Genomic DNA, 19,562 nt, shown 5'->3' with positions numbered 1-19,562 from the left:
CGGAATGTGAGTCGGCTTATGCCCCCACGGCCAGTGCTTCGGCCGGAGTGGCCCGCACCATGCGCTTGAGCTCCGGCACGCACGAGCCGCAGTTCGTGCCGCATTTCAGCGCCCCCTGCAGCGCCGCCAGCCGCTCGTCGGCGCTGCCGGTGCAGCGCACCAGCTCGGCCTCGATGGCGCGGTCGGTCACGTTGAAGCAGGCGCACACCGGCTTGCCGCGCGACTGCACGGCCACCGGCGCGCGGGCGCCCGGCGACAGCAGCAGGCGACCATAGCTCTGGGCCGGCAGCTCCTCGCGCAGCAGGGTGGCGATCCAGGCCTCGGCGCTGGTGTCGCCGCCCAGCAAAAAGGCTTCGAGCCCGGCGCTGCCGTCGGCACGGCGCACCAGCCGCGCGGCGCGGCGCTGGCCGCGGCGGTGGTCGGCATAGCGCAGGGTGTCGGCGGTCTGCAGGCCCAGCAGGGCTTCGATTTTTTCGACCAGCGCGGCGTCGGGCGCGTCGTGCGCGGCGGCGCGAAACAGCACGCCACTGCGCTCTTCGCCCTGCGCGTTGCTCGCGAATGGCACGCAGGTGGCGAAGGGGAACAGCGCCATCAGCGGCTGCAGTGCGCGCTGCGCCGTGAGCGCGTCGCCGGCGGGCAGCCAGGCCATGGTCAGCAGCGACCACGGCAGCTCGGCCTTGAGAATCTTCACGGGCGTGTGCTTGAGCTCGGGCTGCTTCGAGGTGGGGCAGTAGGCCGGCGTGGTGAGCGCGTTGATGCCCGCGAGCCGCACGCCGGTCGACGAGCAGCCGCTCAGGTACTCCTCGCCCCAGTGCATGGCGACGAAGGCCTGGCTCAGGCCGATCTCGGCGCTGGCGCGCGCCGGCAGCAGGATCGAGCCGCGCTTGGACGTGAGGTGCACCAGGTCGCCCTCGGCGATCTGGCGGCGCGCCATGTCCTGCGCGTTCATCTGCACCACGGGCTCGGCCACGTGGCCGAACAGCTTGCCGACCGTGCCGGTGCGGCTCATGCCGTGCCACTGGTCGCGCAGCCGGCCGGTGTTCAGCGAGAAGGGAAAGCGCGCCTCGCGCGCTTCGGCCACGGGCTTGTAGGGCGTGTCGACAAAGCGCGCGCGGCCGTCGGGCGTGGGGAACACGCCGTCTTCGTACAGGCGCACGCGGCCGGTGCGCTCGCCTTCCTTCAGCGGCCATTGCTGCGGGCCGTCGTTCTCGAGCATCGCGTAGCTCAGGCCGGTGATGTCGAGGTCGCGCCCGCGCGTGGATTCGCGGTGCTCGTTCCAGACCGATTCGGCGCTCTCGTACGGGAACAGCGTGAAGCTGCGGCCCAACTGCTGTTCGAGCCGGCGCGCGAAGGCCACGCCGATCGACCAGTCGTTGCGCGCCTGGCCCGGTGCGGGCACGGCCGGGCGCACGCGCGAGATGCGGCGCTCGCTGTTGGTCACGGTGCCTTCCTTCTCGCCCCAGGTGGTGGCGGGCAGCAGCAGGTCGGCGAAGGCGCAGGTGGCGGTGGTGGCGAAGGCTTCCTGCACCACGACGAACTCGGCGCGTTCGAGCGCGCGGCGCACCGTGGCCTGGTCGGGCATCGATTGCGCGGGGTTGGTGCAGGCGATCCACAGCGCGCGGATCTCGCCGTCGGCTGCGGCCTGGAACATCTCGACGGCCGTCTTGCCGGGCTTGTCGGGCACCGAGGGCACGCCCCACAGCGCGGCCACTTCGGCGCGGTGCTCGGGGTTGGCCAGGTCGCGGTGCGCGCTCAGCAGGTTGGCCAGGCCGCCCACCTCGCGCCCGCCCATCGCATTGGGCTGGCCCGTGAGCGAGAACGGGCCCGCGCCGGGCTTGCCGATCTGGCCCGTGGCCAGGTGCAGGTTGATGAGCGCGGCGTTCTTCGCCGTGCCGCTGGACGACTGGTTCAGGCCCTGGCAGTACAGGCTCAGCGTGGCGGGCGAGGTGGCGAACATCCGCGCCGCCGCGAGCAGGTCGTCCTTCGGAATGCCGCACACCTGCGCCACGGTGTCGGGCGTGCAGTCGCGCACCGTGGCCTTGAGCGCGTCGAAGCCGTTGGTGCGGGCCGCGATGTAGGCGGTGTCGGTCCAGCCTTCCCACAGCATCAGGTGCAGCATGCCGTGGAACAGCATGACGTCGGTGCCGGGCTGGATCGGCAGGAACAGGTCGGCGATCTCGACCGTGTCGGTGCGGCGCGGGTCGGCCACGACGATCTTCAGCGCCGGGTTCGCGGCCTTCGCATCCTCGATGCGGCGAAACAGGATGGGGTGCGCCCACGCCGTGTTGCTGCCCACGATGAACAGGCACTCGGCGTGCTTCAGGTCGTCGTAGCAGGCCGGCGGCGCGTCGGCGCCCAGCGTCTGCTTGTAGCCGGCCACCGCGCTGCTCATGCACAGGCGCGAGTTGGTGTCGATGTTGTTGGTGCCGACCAGGCCCTTGGCGAGCTTGTTGAAGACGTAGTAGTCCTCGGTGAGCAGCTGGCCCGACACGTAGAAGCCGACCGCGTCGGGGCCGTGGTCGCGCACCACCTGCGCGAACTTGCCGGCGGCGAGGTCGAGCGCGTGGTCCCACGTCACGGGCGCGGGCGCCTCCTTGCGCGCGAGGCGCTGCAGGGGCTGCAGCAGCCGCGTCTGGCGCGTGACGGTCGCGCTGGCCGTGAGGTGCAAGGTCGAGCCCTTGGTGCACAGGCGCCCGAAGTTGGCCGGGTGGTCGGGGTCGCCGCGCACGCCGGTGATCTGGTCGCCCTGCGATTCGATGATGACGCCGCAGCCGACGCCGCAGTACGGGCAGGTGGAGCGCGTCTCCTGGGTCATGCGGGCCTCAACCTTCTTCCGGGGACAGGACCGTCACGGCGGCCAGGCGCTGCGGCCCGGCGACCGGGCGCTCCAGGTCGAGCGCGTGCGTGGCCAGCTCGCCGGCGTCCAGGTGCACCACGCCGTCTTCGAGCTTCACCGCGAACTTCGGCGTGCAGCCTTCGTCGGGCGAGCGGGCGCAGCCGTCGTCCAGGCCGATGGCCCAGTTGTGCAGCGGGCAGGCCACGCTGGTGCCGAACACGATGCCCTGGCTCAGCGGGCCGCCCTTGTGCGGGCAGCGGTCGAGCAGCGCAAAGACCTGGTCCTCGGCATTGCGGAACACGGCCACGTCCAGGCCAGCGGGCCGCATCACGCGGCGGGCGCCGAGCACGGGGATGTCGTCGAGGCGGCAGATGGCTTTCCAATCGCTCATGGTGGGGCTCTCTTGTCTTGTGTTCGGGCGCGGGTCAGGTCTTGATCTCGGCGTACAGGCCGGTCACGCGGTCCATGATCGCGAGCAGGTTCTCGCTGCTCACGAACACGTCGGACATCAACGCGGGCGAGGCGCCCGCACCGTCCAGGCGCTGCAGGCCGCGGTTGAAGAACATCCATTGCGCATCGGCCAGCACCAGCTCCTGGCGGATCTGCGCGGTGGCCTCGGGCGCGTTGCGCAGCAGCTCGAGCGCGGCCAGGAATTCGGTGCGTGCCTTGGCGATCTCGGCGGTGCTGCCGGCCGGGTCGATCTGCATGGCCGCGGCCAGGTAGCACTTGGCCATGCGCTGCGACAGCATGCGCTGGCGCCCCGCGATGTTGACCAGCCGCCCGACCGGCTTGCCCGAGGCCGCCTCGTACTGCGCCGTGCCCTGGTGGGCCAGCGCGAGCACGGCAGCGTCGAGCGCCACCACCCGCGCGGCGGCTTCACGGCCGGGCGCCGCGTCGGCCAGCTCGGTGCGGAACGCGCGCCAGGCACCGTCCAGGCCGTCGTAGGTGGCGCGCAGCGTTGGCGTCGGCGCAAAGGCCTTGAGCTCGCCGAGCTGGCGCTCGAACAGCGCCACCGAGCGGTCGAGCACCTGCTGCGCGCTGCGCGGTTCCACCTTCTGCACCAGCGCCAGGTAGGCCTTGCTCGCGCGCTGCGACAGCATGCGCTGGCGGCCGGCCTTGTTGATGGCGTCGTTGAGGTCGGCCACCTGCGCACGGGCACCCACCGGGGCGAGTGCGGCGAGGGCGGAAGAAGCGATGAAGAGTCGTCGTTTCAAGCGGTCGCTCCGATCACACGCTCAGCGGCGCAAACTGCCGCACGTCCACCGAGGCCTGCGCCGATTCGAACCACGGGTCGGGCTCGCCGTCGAGCGCGAACTGCAGCCGCTCCCACAGCGCCTTGCGGCCCTCGGCGTCTTCGAGGACCTTCTTCTTCACGTAGTCCAGCCCGACGCGGCCGATGTAGTGCACCGTGCGCTCCAGGTACCAGCCTTCCTCGCGGTACAGCTGCAGGAAGGCGCCGGCGTGTTCCATCACTTCCCCGGCGGTCTTCACCTTCACGAGGAACTGCGCCACCTCGGTCTTGATGCCGCCGTTGCCGCCCACGTAGAGCTCCCAGCCAGAATCAACGCCGATCACGCCCACGTCCTTGATGCCGGCCTCGGCGCAGTTGCGCGGGCAGCCCGACACGGCCAGCTTGACCTTGTGCGGCGAGTACATGGCCCACAGCGCGCGCTCCAGGTCCTTGCCCATCTGCGTGGAGTCCTGCGTGCCGAAGCGGCACCACTCGCTGCCCACGCAGGTCTTCACCGTGCGCAGCGACTTGGCGTACGCAAAGCCGCTGGGCATGCCGATGTCCTTCCACACGCCTTCCAGGTCTTCCTTCTTCACGCCCAGCAGGTCGATGCGCTGGCCGCCCGTGACCTTGACGGTCGGGATCTTGTACTTGTCGGCCGCGTCGGCAATGCGGCGCAGTTCGTCGGGCGTGGTGTGGCCGCCCCACATGCGCGGAATGACGGAGTAGGTGCCGTCCTTCTGGATGTTGGCGTGGCTGCGCTCGTTGATGAAGCGGCTCTGCGGATCGTCCTTGGCCTCTTTGGGCCAGGTGCTGATGAGGTAGTAGTTGACGGCTGGGCGGCAGGTGGCGCAGCCATTGGGCGTGCGCCAGCCCATGCCGCGGTAGACCGCGTCGTGCGTGAGCCAGTGCTCCTTGCGGATCGCGTCGCGCACGTCCTGGTGGCTCATGTCGGTGCAGCCGCAGATCGCCTTCTTCTTCGGCGTGGCCGAGTAGTCGCCGCCGGCCGTGAACATCAAAATCTGCTCGACCAGCCCGGTGCACGAGCCGCAGCTGGCGCTGGCCTTGGTGTGCTTCTTCACCTCGTCGAGCGTGAACAGGCCCTTCTCCTTGATGGCCTTGCAGATGGTGCCCTTGTTCACGCCGTTGCAGCCGCACACCTCGGCGTCGTCGGGCATGCTCGCGGCCTTGCTGTGGCCCTCGTGACCGGTGTCGCCGATGTTCGATTCGCCGAACATCAGCTTGTCGCGGATGTCGTGCACGCTGCGGCCGTCGCGCAGCAGCTTGAAGTACCAGCTGCCGTCCACCGTGTCGCCGTACAGGCAGGCGCCGATCAGCTTGTCGTCCTTGAGCACCAGTTTCTTGTAGACGCCGCCGAAGGGGTCGCTCATGACGATCTCTTCGGTGCCTTCGCCGCCCATGAACTCGCCGGCGCTGAACAGGTCGATGCCCGTCACCTTGAGCTTGGTGGACGTGAGCGAACCGAGGTAGCGGCCGATGCCGAACTGCGCCAGGTGGTTGGCCGCCACCTTGGCCTGCTCGAACAGCGGCGCCACCAGGCCGTAGGCGATGCCGCGATGCGCCGCGCATTCGCCCACCGAGTAGATGCGTGCGTCGGTCACGGTCTGCATCGTGTCGGTGACCACGATGCCGCGGTTGCAGTGCAGGCGCATCTTCTCGGCCAGCTCGACATTGGGGCGGATGCCCACGGCCATCACCACGAGGTCGGCCGCGACTTCGGTGCCGTCCTTGAAGCGGATCGCCTTCACGCGGCCGTCGTCACCGCCCACGAGGTCCTGCGTCTGCGCGCCCATGAGGAACTTCAGGCCGCGGTCTTCGAGCGACTTCTGCAGCAGCTTGCCCGCCACGTCGTCCAGTTGGCGCTCCATGAGCCAGGGCATCACGTGCACCACCGTCACGGTCATGCCGCGCCGCATCAGGCCGTTGGCCGCTTCGAGGCCCAGCAGGCCGCCGCCGATGACCACCGCGTTCTTGTGCGTGCGCGCGGTCTCGATCATGTAGTCGGTGTCGGCGATGTCGCGGTAGGCGATCACGCCCTTCAGGTCCTTGCCGGGAACGGGCAGCATGAAGGGGTTGGAACCGGTGCACATCAGCAGGCGGTCGTAGGGCGCTTCGGTGCCGTCTTCCGCACGCACGATGCGGTTCACGCGGTCGACCTCGACCACCTTCTTGCCGGCGTGCAGCGTGATGTGGTTGTCCGAGTACCACTCCCAGCTGTTGAGCACGATCTCGTCCACCGTCTGCTCGCCCGCGAGCACGGGCGACAGCAGGATGCGGTTGTAGTTCGGGTGCGGCTCGGCGCCGAAGACGGTGATGTCGTACAGGTCGGGTGCGATCTTCAGCAGCTCTTCGAGCGTGCGCACGCCGGCCATGCCGTTGCCGACCATCACGAGTTTCATTTTCTTCATGGGGCGGGACCTTTCAGGGAAATCAACCGAACGACGACCCGCGGCGCGCGGTCAGAATCGCGCCATGAGCTTTGAAGTGGACATCGGCTACAGCAGCCAGCGCGGGCCGCGCGACGCGAACGAAGACTTCGCCGGCACGGTGCATGCGCCGGCCGGCGACGAGGCACGCGGGCTCATCGCGGCCATTGCCGATGGGGTCTCGAGCGGCGGACGCGGCCGCGAAGCGGCGCAGACCACGGTGATGGGCCTGCTGGCCGACTACTTCGCCACGCCCGCGACCTGGGAGCCGACCGCCGCGCTCGACCGTTTGATCGGCGCGCAGAACGGCTGGCTGGCCGATCACAACCGCCGGCGCCAGGGCAAACAGGAGGGCGCGGGCACGGCGCTCACCACGCTCACCGCGCTGGTGCTGCACGGCCAGAGCTACACGCTGGCCCACGTGGGCGACACGCGCGCCTGGCGCGTGCGCGCCGACGGCGAGCCCGCGCAGCTGCTCACGCAGGACCACGCCTTCGACCACCCCGACATGCGCAGCCGGCTCACGCGCGCCATCGGCCTGGACGACCAGGTGCGCGTCGACTACTTGCAGGGCGACGTGCGCGTGGGCGACTGCTTCGTGCTCAGCACCGACGGCGTGCACGCCGTGCTCAAGCCGCAGCAGGTGGCCGCGCTCGCGCTGCAGGGCGACGCCGAGGCAGCAAGCGAAGCGCTGGTGCAGGCGGCGCTCGACGCCGGCACGCGCGACAACGCGACCGCGCTGGTGATCCGCGTGGTGGGGCTCGATGCGCGCCAGCTCGACGACGAACTCGGCGACGGCCGCCGCCTGGCGCCGCCGCCGTGGCTCAAGGTGGGCGACGTGCTCGACGGCTACGTCGTCACCGGCCTGGTGGCCGACACCGGCGTGCACCTGCTCTACCAGGCGCGCCATCCGGTCACGCGCGAACTGGTCGCGCTCAAGACCCTGCACCCCTCGCGCGCCGGCGACCCGCAGGAGCGCGCGATGCTGGCGCACGAGGCCTGGCTGGGGCAGCGCGTGGGGCAGGGCGGCGGCTTCGTGCGCGTGCACGAGCGCGCGCCGGACGCCAGCGCGCTGTACATCGTGTTCGACTGGCATGGCGGGCGCACGCTCGAGCAGATGCGCAAGGACGGCACGCGCGGCGCCGTGGCCGAGGTGGTCGCCGCGGCCATCGAGGTGAGCCGTGCGCTCGGGCGGCTGCACCGCCACGGCGTGGTCCACCGCGACATCAAGCCCGGCAACCTGCACCGGGGCGACGACGGGCGCTGGCGCATCCTCGACCTGGGCGTGGCGATCTCGGGCCGCGAAGGCGCGGCGCAGCGCGAGCTGCATGCGGGCACGCCGAGCTACATCAACCCTGAGCAATGGGAGGAAGGCGGCGTGGCCGATGCGGGCAGCGACCTGTTCGCGCTCGGCGCCACGCTCTACCAGTGGCTCGGCGGGCACCTGCCCTACGGCGAGATCGAGCCCTACCAGGTGGCGCGCTACCGGCGCGATCCGGTCGCGCTCTCGCGCCTGCGGCCCGACGTGCCCGTGTGGCTCGACCACCTCGTGCGCAAGGCCGTGGCCCGCGACCCGCGCGAACGCTTCGAGACCGCCGAGGAGATGCTGCTCGCGTTGGAGCGCGGCGCCTCGCGCCCCGTGAACGCGCCCGCCGCCACGCCGCTGATCCGCCGCGACCCGCTCGCGCTGTACCAGCTCGCGCTCGGCGTGTCGGTGCTGTTCAACGTGCTGCTCATCGTGTGGCTTCTCTTCCTGCCACGTTGAGCGGGGGCGGGTGAAGAGGCTCATGAACGGGCGGCCTTGCGAACGGGCGAGGGCTTGGCAACCGCAGGGGCCGGCGTGACGCGCGCGCGTCCGCCTTTTTCGGCCCAGGTGCGCGTCCAGCGGATCTGCATCACGCGCATCACGCCCAGCATCGCGAGCGACAGCGCACCGAAGAACACGAAGCCCCAGGCATAGCTGCCCAGGTATTGCTTCGACAGGCCCATGGCGTTGGGCACCAGGCCGCCGCCGAGGGCGCCGATCTCGCCGATCATCGAGCCGGCCACCGCCGTGCTCGTGGGCCAGCGCAGCGGCACCAGCTGGAACAGCGCGCCGTTGCCCGCGCCCAGCGCCGCGAAGCACACGATGAGCAGCAGCGTGGTGAGCGCCAGCGAGCCCGACGAGAAGCCCACCAGCACGAGGCCCACGGCCACCACCAGCAGCACCACCGTGAGCGTGTTCACGCCGCCCCAGCGGTCGGACAGCCAGCCGCCCACGATGCGCACCGCCGCGCCCATGAAGGCCGCGAGCATCGTCAGCTGGCCGGCCTGCACCTTGCTCACGCCGAACTGGTCGTAGTAGTACGAGGGCAGGAAGGTCGTGAGGCCGATGAAGCCGCCGAAGGTCACGCCGTAGATCAGGCTGAAGACCCAGCCGTCTTTCTCGAACAGGCAGGCGATGTGGGCGCGGAAGCTGCCGTGCGGGTCCACGTCCGGCGGCTCCTTGGCGAAGAACACCATCACGACCATCGGGATGAGGATCGCGACGGCGGCCACGCCGTACACCGCCTGCCAGCCGAGCCAGTTGGCCAGCGGCGGCGCCACCAGCACCGACACGGCCGTGCCCACGTTGCCCGCGCCCACCAGGCCCATGGCCAGGCCCTTGTGCTGCGGCGGGAACCAGCCCGAGCCCAGCGACAGCGCCACGCCGAAGCTCGCACCCGCGATGCCCAGCAGCACGCCCATGGCGAGCAGGTCGTTGAAGCTCTTCACGAAGAAGAAGCCGAACAGCATCGCCACGGCGATGAGGCCCATCTCGACCAGCGTGGCCTTCTTGCGGCCGATGTACTGCGACAGCAGGCCCAGCGGAAAGCGCATGAGCGCGCCCGCGATGATCGGCACCGACAGCATCAGGCCCTTCTGTGCGGGCGAGAGGTTGAAGGTCTCGCCGATGAAGGGCGCCATGGCGCCGTTGAGCACCCAGATGCAGCAGGAGAACGAGAAGTACAGGAAGGCCGCGAACAGGGTCGGACTGTGGCCTGACTGCAAGAAATTCCTGAAACCGGACATGGTGTTCAAAGGTGCAAAAAGCCGCGGCGCGACCGGGCAGCGGTCGTGTCGACGGACAGGGGTGGAGTCGGGAGGCCGGCGGCGAATGCCGTCGGCATGGGGGTGAGCCCGGCCTGAGGAGGGCCGGGTTGGATGCAGGAACCTGCAGCCTCACCAAAGCGGTGCTTCGTTACACCGTGCCCCCTTCGATGCAAGAGGCGTGCCTGCGAATGCAGGCTGGCGTGGCCTATGCTTCCCGGGCCTTGCCACACCTTGCCGCCATGTCCCTTCTCGTCGTCCTTTCCCCTGAACCCGCTGAAGGCGAGCCCTTGCCGGCGTCGCTGCAGCAGTCGATCGATGCCGCGGGCGTCGCGGTGCTCGGGCGCGCGGGCTGCCACACGCTGGTGCAGCGCACGCAGGCGCTTGCACCGTCGATGGTCCTGGTGCATCTGGATGCAACAGAGCCGCAGCTCGACGCGCTGCTCGATGCGCTGGCGCCCTGGGGCGGCGCACCGCCGTGCGCCCTGGGCGTGATGAGCGCGCCGCTGGACGGCGCCCAGCATGCGGCGCTCGTGGCCGCGGGCGTGCACGGGTGGGTACCCATCGATGGCGCCGATGCGCTCGCCGCACTGACCGCGCAGGCGCAGGCCCGTTGGACCCGCGAGGCCGCGCTGCGCACCGAACTCGACGCCCTGCGCACGCGCATGGACGAGCGCAAGTGGGTCGACCGCGCCAAGGGCCTGCTGATGTCCGCGCGCGGCATCGGCGAGGACGAGGCCTTCGGCCTGCTGCGGGGCGCCGCGATGCACGCCAACCTGCGGCTGGGCGAGGTGTCGCGCTCGGTCATCGAGGCCGCGCAGTGGGCCGAGGCGATCAACCGCGCGGGCCAGCTGCGCATGCTCTCGCAGCGGCTGGTGCGCGTGGCGGCGCAGCTCGCGGCCGGCATCGACGCGCAGCGCGCGCGCGTTCTGCGCACGCAGTCGACCGAACGCGTGCAGCAGACGCTGGATCATCTGACGGCCCTCGAGCTGGGCCCGGCCGGCGTGCAGGCGCTCGGCGAGGTGCAGGCCGCGTGGCTCGCGCTGGCCGCGCTGCTGGTGGCCAAGCCCGCGTCGCAGGGGCTGGCTGCGATCGATGCGCGCGGCGAGGCCTTGCTGTCGGCGGCCGAGTCGCTGACGGATGCGCTGGAGGCCTCGGGTGCGCGGCGCGCGCTGCGCATCGTCAACATCTGCGGACGGCAGCGCATGCGCGCACAGCGGCTGGCCAAGGACGCCTTGCTGGCCTCGACGCTCGCGGCTGGCGCCTCGCGCGAACGGCTGCTGCCGACCATGAACGAATTCGAAGCCGCGCTGCTGGAGCTGGAGCGCGCGCCGCTCAGTTCGCCCGAGATCCGCGCCGGGCTGGCGAGCGCGCGCGACGAGTGGCTGCGCCTCGTCGGCGGCGTGCAGGCGCTCGACAGCGCCGAGGGGCGCGCCACGCTGGTGCGTTCCAGCGAGGCGCTCGTGGACACCTTCGAGCGTCTCACGGGGTGGTACGAGCACAGCCTGCAGGTCATCATGTCCTGACGCCGGTTGTGCGGCACCTCCTGGGTCAGGCCGCAGCCTTCTCCACATGCGCCTGGCGCGTGTAGAGGAAATCGATCACCGCCTTGCGCGCATGCACATAGGCCGGGTCTTCGGCCAGCGCGACGCGGTTGCGCGGGCGCGCGATGTCCACTGCCAGCACGTCGCCGATGGTGGCGGCCGGGCCGTTGGTGAGCATCACGATGCGGTCGCTGAGCAGCACGGCCTCGTCGACGTCGTGGGTGACCATGACCACGGTGCTGTGCGTCTTCTGCACGATGGCCAGCAGCTCGTCCTGCAGCTTGGCGCGGGTGAGGGCGTCGAGCGCGCCGAAGGGCTCGTCCATCAGCAGCACCTTGGGCTCCATCGACAGCGCCCGGGCGATGCCCACGCGCTGCTTCATGCCGCCGGAGATTTCGCCGGGGCGCTTTTGCGCTGCGGGCGTGAGGCCCACCAGCGCGAGCGCTGCGTCGGTGCGCTCGCGCAGCTGCGCCTTGTTCTCGGTGGCCGCGAACACGCGCTCGACCGCGAGGTACACGTTCTCGAAGCAGGTGAGCCAGGGCAGCAGCGAGTGGTTCTGGAACACCACGGCGCGCTCGGGCCCCGGGCCCTTGATCTCTTTGTTGGCGCACAGCAGCACGCCCTGCGTGGGCGTGGTCAGCCCGGCAATGAGGTTCAGCAGCGTCGACTTGCCGCAGCCCGAATGCCCGATGAGCGTGACGAACTCGCCCTTGGCCACGTTCAGGTTCACGTCGCGCAGCGCGACGAAGCGGCCCTTGGGGGTCTTGAACGCCTGTTCGACGTTGTGGATCTCGATGTACTTGCTGTCGTCGTTCATGACTTCACCTCTTCGAACGTGAATGCCGTGGCGAGCTTGATGAGTGCGAACTCCAGCACCAGGCCGACGATGCCGATCACGAAGATCGCGATGATGATGTTGGCGACGTTGAGGTTGTTCCACTCGTCCCACACCCAGAAGCCGATGCCCACGCCGCCCGTGAGCATCTCGGCCGCGACGATCACCAGCCACGCGGTGCCCACGGCCAGGCGCACGCCCGTGAGCATGTAGGGCAGCACGGCGGGAAAGAGGATCTTGGTGAGGATCTTCCATTCGCTGAGGTTGAGCACCTTGGCCACGTTCATGTAGTCGCTGGGCACGCGCTGCACGCCCACGGCGGTGTTGATGACCATCGGCCAGATCGAGCAGATGAAGATGGTCCAGATCGCGGCCGGGTTGGCGCCCTTGAACACCAGCAGGCCGATGGGCAGCCACGCGAGCGGCGACACCGGGCGCAGCAGGCTGATGAGCGGGTTGAACATGCGCGAGAGGAATTCGAAGCGCCCGATGGCGAAGCCGGCCGGAATGCCGACCGCCGCCGCCAGGCCGAAGCCCAGCGCCACGCGCTGCAGCGACGACAGCACGTTCCAGCCCACGCCCTGGTCGTTCGGCCCCTTGCTGTAGAACGGATCGCTGAACACCGTGAGCGCCTGCTGCCAGGTGGCCAGCGGCGAAGGGAAGCCGGTGGTGCTTTTCATGGCCACGATCTCCCACACCAGCACCAGCAGGCCGAAGCCCAGGAACGGCGGGAGCACGCGCATCCAGAAGGCGCGCAGATCGAGGGGCGCGCGGGTGCGGGGCACGGGTGCCGCCGCCGCAACGGCCACAGCGGGGGCGGGTGCCAGGGGCCTGGACACGACGGGCGCGGCGACCTGCGAGGCCACGGCGTCGAGCGGGGAATGGAAGACAGCGCTGACCATGGTGCGTTTCTCCTCAGACATGGAGCTTGAAAGACTCGGCGTACTTCTTCGGGTCCTTGCCGTCCCAGACGGTGCCGTCGAAGAGCTTGCTGGTGCGCAGCACGTCCTTGGGCACGGGCGTCTGCGTGGCGGCGGCGGCCTGCTTGTAGATGTCGATGCGGTTGATCTCGGTGGCCACCTTCAGGTAGTCGGGGTGCTCCTTCAAGAGGCCCCAGCGCTTGTGCTGCGTGAGGAACCACATGCCGTCCGACAGGTACGGGAAGTTCACGGCGCCGCCGTTGTAGAACTTCATGTGGTTGGGGTCGTCCCAGCTCTTGCCCAGGCCGTTGGTGTAGCGGCCCAGGATGCGCTGGTTGATCGCGTCCACGCTGGTGTTGACGTAGCTCTTGTCAGCAATGGTTTCGGCCATCTTGTTCTTGTTCTGCAGGCCGGTGTCGATCCACTTGCCGGCCTCGAGGATCGCGGCCGTGACGGCGCGCGCGGTGTTCGGGTACTTCTTCGTGAACTCCGCGGTGCAGCCCAGCACCTTCTCGGGGTGGTCCTTCCAGATGTCCTGGGTGGTGATGCCGGTGAAGCCGATGCCGTCCATGATCGCGCGCTGGCCCCAGGGCTCGCCCACGCAGTAGCCGTCCATGTTGCCCACGCGCATGTTGGCCACCATCTGCGGGGGCGGCACGGTGATGTTCTTCACGTCCTTGAACGGGTCGATGCCGGCCGAGGCGAGCCAGTAGTAGAGCCACATGGCGTGGGTGCCGGTGGGGAAGGTGTGGGCGAAGGTGTACTCGCCCTTTTCCTTGGCGATGAGCTTGGCGAGCGAGGCGGCATCGACCGCGCCCTTGTCGGCCAGCTTCTTGGACAGCGTGATGGCCTGGCCGTTGTTGTTGAGGGTCATGAGCACGGCCATGTCCTTCTTCGGGCCGCTCACGCCCAGGTGCATGCCGTACACGAGGCCGTAGAGCACGTGCGCCATGTCGAGGTCGCCGTTCACGAGCTTGTCGCGCACGCCGGCCCAGCTGGCTTCCTTGCTCGGCACGATCTTCACGCCGTACTTCTTGTCGATGCCCAGCACCGAGGCCATCACCACGCTGGCGCAATCGGTCAGCGGGATGAAGCCGATCTTCACTTCTTCCTTCTCGGGCTTGTCCGAGCCCTGGGCCCAGACGGCGGCGCGCAGCGCCGGGTCGATGCCCACGGCGCCGAGGGCGGCGGCCTGCAGCACGCGGCGCCGGCTCAGTTTGGTTTTCAGCAGCAGATCGGACATGGGCGGGGCTCCAGAAGTGAAAGACAAAAACGAAAAGGCGTCCGCACCGCGCAGGGGCTGCTCGTGAACGAGCCCTTGCGGGATGGGGACGCCTTTGTCCGGTTCGGTGGGCCGCACCCGCCGTTGGGTGCAACCTGCCTGAAGACCTTGCGGTCTGTGACAAGCTCCATGCAAGCGGTGTGCCAGCCCGCAACCACCGGTGGGAGCTATGGAAAAGATAGCTGGCAGGGCGCGCCGGCGCAGGGGAAAGTTCCTGCTGGCTCGCTAACCCGGGCGACGCACAACTGTTGTGCGCTGCACCAATCCAAGCGGCCCGGCTCAGCGCCGCGGTGCAGGCTCGAGCGGCAGGTAGTCGGCCATGGCCAGCATCGACTCGGCCACGTCGACGAGGCGGCGCTTCTGGTTCATGGCGGTCTGGCGCAGCATCTTGTGCGCCTCGGCCTCGCTCAGGCGCCGGTGCGCCATCAGCAGGCCCTTGGCGCGCTCGACGATCTTGCGTTCGTTGAGCGAGGCGCGCACGGTGTCGAGCTCGTCGCTCATGGCCTGCAGGCGCTGCGACTGCTCCTGGACCATGTCGAGCACCGAGCGTTCGAGGTGGCGCCCGAGTTGCGCGGGCGTGGCGTCCTGCGCCTGTTGGGCATCGTCGAAGAACAGCGCGCCGCCGGCCTGCGGGGCCAGCGTGCCGAGCAGCTGCCGGTAGGCCGCCAGCTCGCTGCGCGCCTGGGCGGTCTTGTGGTCGCACAGCGCGCGCAGGTCGGCCGAGAGGCGGTTCTCGACCGTTTGCATGGCGTCGATGCGCCGCGTGCAGCAGTCGAACCAGGCCTGGCTCAGCAGCGCGTCGGCCGGCACCGAGGTGGCGCCCTTGCGGCGCAGGCGCTCGAGCTCGGCCAGCACGGCGTCCGACTGGCTGTCGTGCCAGAGCGTGCGCACCGCGTCGCCCGAGAAATCGATGAACACCTGGAAGCAGCGCTCCTGCGACTCGATGAGGTGGCGCCACTGCTGGCGCTGCGCGTCGTCGCCACGGCCCAGCGCGAGCGCGGCGGCGCCGAAGGCCCGCTCCTGGCCGGCGAACTCCTTGCCCTGCATGAAGTTGAACATCGCCACCAGCAGGCGCGAGATCTCGGGGTCGGTGGCGCCATCGGCCGCCTCGAACACCACCGCCAGCAGGCCGGCCACGAGCTTGGCGAAGGCGGCCACGGCCTGCGCGGGCTGGAGTTCGAGCGCGTCGATGCGCCGGCGCAGCGCGGGCAGGGCGTCCAGGCCGGGCAGCACCCAGGCGATGCGGCTGAACAGGCGCGCGCCGTGGCCGGCGCCCACCGCGCGGTGGTGCTCGGCCTCGAGCCGGTCGAAGCCGGCGCGCACCTGCTGCTCGAGCGCCAGGCATTCAGCGATCTGCGGGCCGCGCTGGTCGGCAAAGCGCCCGCCGTGCGAGGCCAGGAACACGTTCGACATGCCGCGCTCGCGCTGCAGCGCATGCACGAGCCGCCCGATGGCGCCGACCAGCTCGCTGGTGCGCGCGAGCTGGTCCAGCGCGTCGATCTCGCATCGGCGCGCGGCGATCAGGAAGCTCAGGCCGGAAGTCATTCGTGGGGGCGCGGAAGGGGCGCCTTCCGCTCGTGCAACTTCCGTGCCTCGCTTGCCCCTTCGCCGGCGCCGCCGGCGGGCGGCCCCTACACTCGGCGCCATGCTCTTGTTGGGAATCGAATCATCCTGCGACGAGACCGGCGTGGCGCTGGTCGAGTCGCACGGCGACGCGCTGCCGCTGCTGCGTTCGCACGCGCTGCACAGCCAGATCGCCATGCACCAGGCCTACGGCGGCGTGGTGCCCGAGCTGGCCAGCCGCGACCACATCCGTCGCGTGCTGCCGCTCACCGAAGCCGTCATGGCCGAGGCCGGGCGCTCGCTGGCCGAGATCGACGTGGTGGCCTACACGCGCGGCCCGGGCCTGGCCGGTGCGCTGCTCGTGGGCGCCGGCGTGGCCTGCGCGCTCGGCGTGGCGCTGGGCAAGCCGGTGCTGGGGGTGCATCACCTCGAAGGGCATCTGCTGTCGCCGTTCCTGAGCGCCGATCCGCCCGAATTTCCGTTCGTGGCGCTGCTGGTGTCGGGTGGTCACACGCAGCTGATGCGGGTCGACGGCGTGGGCCGCTACGAACTGCTCGGCGAGACCATCGACGACGCGGCGGGCGAGGCCTTCGACAAGAGCGCCAAGCTCATGGGCCTGCCGTACCCCGGCGGCCCCTGGCTGGCGAAGCTGGCCGAAGAGGGCGACGCCGCGGCCTTCAAGCTGCCGCGCCCGCTGCTGCACAGCGGCGATCTCGACTTTTCGTTTGCCGGACTGAAGACGGCCGTGCTCACGCAGGCCAAGAAGCTCGGCGACCAGCTCGAGGCGCGCAAGGCCGACCTGGCGGCGTCCACGCAGGCGGCCATCGTCGAGGTGCTGCTGAAGAAGTCGCTCGCGGCGCTGGACCAGACCGGCCTGAAGCGGCTGGTGGTGGCGGGTGGCGTGGGGGCCAACAAGAACCTGCGCGAGCAACTGAACGCGGCCTGCGCGAAGCGCAAGGTGCGCGTGCACTACCCCGAGCTGCACCTGTGCACCGACAACGGCGCCATGATCGCCATGGCGGCGGCGATGCGGCTGCAATCAGGCCTGTCGCAGGCCTCGGAGCGCTATGCCTTCGACGTCAAGCCGCGATGGCCGATGGCATCGCTGATGACGCCCGAGACGCCGCTGCCGGAAACCGTGTAGCCGGCTGCGGCCGTGCACGCCCCAGCGAGGGCAGCGGCAGCACGTCGAGCACGTTGCGCCACAGCTGGCGCCACTCGGGCCAGTCGTGGCCGCCTTCGGTGGTGAACACGCGCCCCGGGGGCAGGGCGTCGGCCAGCAGCTTGTGGTTGCTGGCAAAGCGGTCGGCCAGGCCGAAACCCAGGTACAGCGGCGGCAGGTCCTGGGAAGGCTTCGGCGCCAGGTACTGCTGGAAGAAGGGCCAGAGCTTGCGGTCGGGTTCCTCGTCGGGCTGCGGCCCGGTGGGCGCCTGCCAGGCGCGCAGGCCGCCGGCCTTCTTGATTTCCGCACCGAGCACGCGGCGCCCCAGGTAGGGCGCCAGCGCCACGATGCCGTCCACCGAGCCCGGGCGTGCCAGTTCGTGGATCAGTGCGCCGAACCCGCCGATGGAAATGCCGACCAGCCAGATCGAGGTGTAGCCCTTGGCCCGCTGGGGCTCGATGACGTCGGCATGCAGCCGCTCGCTGAGGGTCTGGTCGTAGTAGTAGGAGACGTCCGCATCGACCAGCAGCGCATCGGCTGCGAGGTGGCGTTCGCGCACGGCGCTGATGAAACCCTCGCGCTCGAACTCTTCGGGTTTGAGGTAGGCCCCTGGCAGGAAGATCAGGAGCGTGTCGGACCGTTCGTTGTCATTGGCTGACTGCAGGTGCGTTTTCATGGTGCCTTGAGGCACACCCGCTGTCCGCACCGCCCGGGAACTCGATGCGTTTACGAGATGCCCACGAAGAAGAAAGTACTAATAAATCGTCACATCATGTGACGTTATCCGGCACTATTGTGAATACGGCGCTTGTTTAAAGTCAAAACAAGCTGTCACTAACATTTTCTTCGTGGGGGCATCGCCGGGACTAGTTGATCTGCAAGTGCGAAACCTGGCTTGCCGGCACCAGCTTGCCGAGCTTCAGGGTCAGCACGCCGTTCTCCAGCTTGGCTTCGCTGGTGGCCAGGTCGATGGCTTGCGGCAGCTCGTAGGCGAGCTTGATCTGGCGCTTGGCTTCGGCCTTGCTTTCGATGCGGACCACGGCGCCTTCGATGGCCACCGACAGGTCTTCACGCGACAGGCCGGGCACGTCCAGCGACAGGGTCCAGCTCTTGTCGTCCTGCTCGACCAGGGGCGAGCGGCGGGCGCCGGAGAAAGCCTCGTTCACGAAGCGCTCGAAAGCGCGGTCGTGGGCACGGGGAGCGAAATGCGCGCTGCGGTGGGTGGGGGTGAAGAACATGGCGAAAACTCCTGGGTGAATGAACACAATGGGGACATGGAATGTGTGTCCCTTACACTGCGCGGCCTTTCCATCGTGAGTGCCGCTTGACACCTCATCTAGGCGCATCGGCACGCGTTTCAAGACAATGAAAACCCCCTTTATTTGGCGCCGCCAGGCCTTGAAATTCGCAGCGGCGGCGCTATGCGCGACCCCGTTCGCCGGCCTGGCCCAGGCCCCGCAACCCGCCCCCATCCGGCTGGCGCTGATCGAGAGCATGAGTGGCCCGTTTGCCAACACCGGCGAGGCCGTGTTCCGCAACCTGCAGTGGGCCGTGGAGCGCGTGAACGCGCGCGGCGGCGTGAAGCTGCCGGGCGGCGCGCGGCCGCTGCAACTGGACCGCTACGACAGCAAGGGCCAGAACGAAGAAGCGCTGTCGGCGCTGCGCGCGGCCATGGACGACGGCACCCGCATCGTGCTGCAGGGCAACTCGTCGGTGACGGCCGCGGCGCTGATCGATGCCATCGACAAGAACAACGAGCGCGACCCGTCGCGCCGCGCGATCTTCCTGAACTACTCGGCCGTCGATCCGGTGCTGACCAACGAGCGCTGCAGCTTCTGGCACTTCCGCTTCGACGCCCATGCCGACATGCGCGTGGCCGCGCTGATGGACGTGGTCAAGGACGACGCGGCGCTCAAGCGCGTCTACCTGATCGGGCAGGACTACAGCTTCGGCCAGGCCGTGCTGCGCGAATCGCGCCGCCAGCTCGGCGCGCAGCGCCCCGACGTGGAGATCGTCGGCGACGAGCTGCACCCGATGGGCAAGGTGAAGGACTTCGCGCCCTACGCCACCAAGATCCTCGCCAGCGGCGCGCAGGCGGTGGTCACCGGCAACTGGGGCAACGACCTCACGCTGCTCGTGAAGGCCGCGCGCGAAGCCGGCTTCAACGGCAGCTTCTACACCTTCTACGGCAATGCGCTGGGCGCGCCGGCCGCCATCGGCGACGCGGGCATCGGCCGCGTGGTCGCCGTGGCCGACTGGCTGCCGAACGTGCAGACGCCGCAGTCCGAAGCCTTCTACCGCGCCTTCCGCACGCGCTTTCCGCGCCCGGCCGACGACTACGTGCACATGCGCATGCAGCTTCTGGTCGAGTCGCTCGCGCAGGCGCTGGAACGCGCGGGCAGCACCGAGGCCGTGCCGCTGGCGCGCGCGCTGGAGCAGGCCGACGTGAGCCTGTACGGCCAGCGCGGCCGCATGCGCGCGGCCGACCACCAGTTCCAGCAGCAGCTCGTGGTCGGCGTGATGGACAAGCAGGGCAAGCCCGGCGTGCAGTTCGACGTCGAGGGCTCGGGCTACGGCTTTCGCGTGATCAAGACGATTGCGCCCGAGCGCGCCGAGCAGCCCACGTCCTGCAAGATGAAGCGCCCTTGAGGCAGACGACACCCGACAGCACAG

15 protein-coding genes are annotated in these 19,562 nt (G+C 69.6%); 4 read left to right on the top strand and 11 right to left on the bottom strand.

Annotated features, from left to right (window positions below):
* Positions 1-16: 16 nt before the first annotated feature.
* The 4 genes from AC1RAD_RS18010 to nirB are packed head-to-tail and all read right to left on the bottom strand — an operon-like array spanning position 17 to position 6,496.
* Positions 17-2,815 (bottom strand): nitrate reductase, encoded by a 2,799-nt coding sequence (locus tag AC1RAD_RS18010; RefSeq protein WP_492736360.1) that lies wholly within the window; start codon positions 2,813-2,815, stop codon positions 17-19.
* A gap of 7 nt (positions 2,816-2,822) precedes the next feature.
* Positions 2,823-3,227: a nitrite reductase small subunit NirD gene (gene nirD, locus AC1RAD_RS18005; protein WP_062475470.1), complete on the bottom strand. Its 405-nt coding sequence runs from the start codon at positions 3,225-3,227 to the stop codon at positions 2,823-2,825.
* Positions 3,228-3,261: 34 nt separating this feature from the next.
* Entirely contained in the window at positions 3,262-4,050 is a 789-nt protein-coding gene (locus AC1RAD_RS18000) for a type IV pili methyl-accepting chemotaxis transducer N-terminal domain-containing protein (protein WP_070063129.1), read from the bottom strand.
* 13 nt (positions 4,051-4,063) lie between these two features.
* Positions 4,064-6,496: a nitrite reductase large subunit NirB gene (gene nirB / locus AC1RAD_RS17995; protein ID WP_492736358.1), complete on the bottom strand. Its 2,433-nt coding sequence runs from the start codon at positions 6,494-6,496 to the stop codon at positions 4,064-4,066.
* Between the two features lie 64 nt (positions 6,497-6,560).
* Here nirB and AC1RAD_RS17990 point away from each other — a divergent pair, with 64 nt between their 5' ends.
* Positions 6,561-8,279: a bifunctional protein-serine/threonine kinase/phosphatase gene (locus AC1RAD_RS17990; RefSeq protein WP_492736356.1), complete on the top strand. Its 1,719-nt coding sequence runs from the start codon at positions 6,561-6,563 to the stop codon at positions 8,277-8,279.
* Positions 8,280-8,299: 20 nt separating this feature from the next.
* On the opposite strand, the gene AC1RAD_RS17985 is transcribed toward AC1RAD_RS17990, so the two are convergent.
* A complete protein-coding gene (locus AC1RAD_RS17985) occupies positions 8,300-9,565 on the bottom strand; it encodes an MFS transporter (protein ID WP_062475477.1) in 1,266 nt (421 codons plus the stop codon).
* Positions 9,566-9,825: 260 nt separating this feature from the next.
* On the opposite strand from AC1RAD_RS17985, the gene AC1RAD_RS17980 reads away from it, so the two are divergent.
* A complete protein-coding gene (locus AC1RAD_RS17980) occupies positions 9,826-11,109 on the top strand; it encodes a type IV pili methyl-accepting chemotaxis transducer N-terminal domain-containing protein (protein ID WP_492736354.1) in 1,284 nt (427 codons plus the stop codon).
* A gap of 25 nt (positions 11,110-11,134) precedes the next feature.
* On the opposite strand, the gene AC1RAD_RS17975 is transcribed toward AC1RAD_RS17980, so the two are convergent.
* From AC1RAD_RS17975 to AC1RAD_RS17960, 4 genes are all read right to left on the bottom strand, one after another.
* A complete protein-coding gene (locus AC1RAD_RS17975; protein WP_492727739.1) occupies positions 11,135-11,944 on the bottom strand; it encodes an ABC transporter ATP-binding protein in 810 nt (269 codons plus the stop codon).
* Positions 11,941-12,864, bottom strand: a complete 924-nt coding sequence (ntrB, locus tag AC1RAD_RS17970) for a nitrate ABC transporter permease (RefSeq protein ID WP_492736352.1) — start codon at positions 12,862-12,864, stop codon at positions 11,941-11,943. The genes AC1RAD_RS17975 and ntrB overlap by 4 nt, the downstream gene beginning before the upstream one ends.
* A gap of 13 nt (positions 12,865-12,877) precedes the next feature.
* Positions 12,878-14,125, bottom strand: coding sequence for a CmpA/NrtA family ABC transporter substrate-binding protein (locus AC1RAD_RS17965; protein WP_062475451.1), 1,248 nt, complete (start codon positions 14,123-14,125; stop codon positions 12,878-12,880).
* 318 nt (positions 14,126-14,443) lie between these two features.
* Positions 14,444-15,709 (bottom strand): nitrate regulatory protein, encoded by a 1,266-nt coding sequence (locus AC1RAD_RS17960; protein ID WP_062475447.1) that lies wholly within the window; start codon positions 15,707-15,709, stop codon positions 14,444-14,446.
* 100 nt (positions 15,710-15,809) lie between these two features.
* Here AC1RAD_RS17960 and tsaD point away from each other — a divergent pair, with 100 nt between their 5' ends.
* Positions 15,810-16,871, top strand: coding sequence for a tRNA (adenosine(37)-N6)-threonylcarbamoyltransferase complex transferase subunit TsaD (gene tsaD / locus AC1RAD_RS17955; protein WP_492736350.1), 1,062 nt, complete (start codon positions 15,810-15,812; stop codon positions 16,869-16,871).
* Here tsaD and AC1RAD_RS17950 read toward each other — a convergent pair.
* Complete coding sequence (locus tag AC1RAD_RS17950) at positions 16,807-17,565, bottom strand: alpha/beta hydrolase (RefSeq protein ID WP_095949087.1); 759 nt, start codon at positions 17,563-17,565, stop codon at positions 16,807-16,809. The two genes, tsaD and AC1RAD_RS17950, sit on opposite strands and share 65 nt — an antisense overlap.
* A gap of 190 nt (positions 17,566-17,755) precedes the next feature.
* Positions 17,756-18,127, bottom strand: a complete 372-nt coding sequence (locus AC1RAD_RS17945) for an Hsp20/alpha crystallin family protein (protein ID WP_070063120.1) — start codon at positions 18,125-18,127, stop codon at positions 17,756-17,758.
* 127 nt (positions 18,128-18,254) lie between these two features.
* Here AC1RAD_RS17945 and AC1RAD_RS17940 point away from each other — a divergent pair, with 127 nt between their 5' ends.
* Positions 18,255-19,538 (top strand): branched-chain amino acid ABC transporter substrate-binding protein, encoded by a 1,284-nt coding sequence (locus AC1RAD_RS17940; RefSeq protein ID WP_492736348.1) that lies wholly within the window; start codon positions 18,255-18,257, stop codon positions 19,536-19,538.
* The last annotated feature ends 24 nt before the right edge of the window (positions 19,539-19,562 follow it).

This window comes from Variovorax sp. GW823-FHT04B03 (genome assembly GCF_058796495.1).
This window is presented reverse-complemented; position numbering and strand designations above follow the sequence as displayed.